Raw genomic sequence first — 781 nt, 5'->3', positions numbered from 1 at the left:
ATCATCTGGCGGTTTCGGACCGGGTCGCCGTGGCGTGATCTTCCGGCGGAGTTCGGGCCCTGGCAGACCGCGTGGAAACGACACCGCCGCTTCAGCGCTGATGGGACCTGGGACAGGATCCACGCCGAACTGCTCGCTGAGGCCGACGCTGTCGGCGGCTTGGACTGGGCGGTAAGTGTCGATTCGACGGTCAACCGGGCTCATCAGCACGCGACGAACCTTCCCCGAGACACAGGGGGACCTATCGAGTTACAAGAAACTATGGGTCGAACCCGCTGACCATGCCATCGGCCGGTCGCGCGGCGGGTTGAGTACCAAGATCCACCACCTCGTCGACGGGCGTGGATTGCCCTTGGTCGTGCTTGTCGGCGCAGGCCAGGCAGGTGACTCGCCGATGTTCCCGATTCTCATGGAGCATCTGCGGGTCACCCGCCGCGGTCCCGGACGGCCACGCTCACGCCCTGACCGAGTACGGGCAGATAAGGCGTATTCGTCCCGCGCGATCCGCGCGCACCTGCGCGAGCGAGGCATCATCGCTGTCATTCCCGAGCCATCCGATCAACGAGGACACCGGGCACGCCGCGGAAGCCGTGGCGGTCGACCCATCAGCTACGACATCGAGGATTACAAGGCCCGCAATGTCGTTGAACGCTCCTTCAACGACGACAAGCAATGGAGAGGCATCGCGACCCGTTACGACAAACTCGCCCTCACCTACCGAGGTGGGGCCGTCCTGCGGGCGATCACCCTCTGGCTCAAACGGTTAGGAGACACGCCCTAG

1 pseudogene is annotated in these 781 nt (G+C 64.5%); it reads left to right on the top strand.

Annotated features, from left to right (window positions below):
* A pseudogene (locus tag Q0747_RS13865) lies at window positions 1-781 on the top strand (IS5 family transposase); the annotation flags it as partial.

The sequence above is a fragment of the uncultured Arthrobacter sp. genome (genome assembly GCF_947493765.1).
Classification (GTDB): domain Bacteria; phylum Actinomycetota; class Actinomycetes; order Actinomycetales; family Micrococcaceae; genus Arthrobacter_D.
This window is presented reverse-complemented; position numbering and strand designations above follow the sequence as displayed.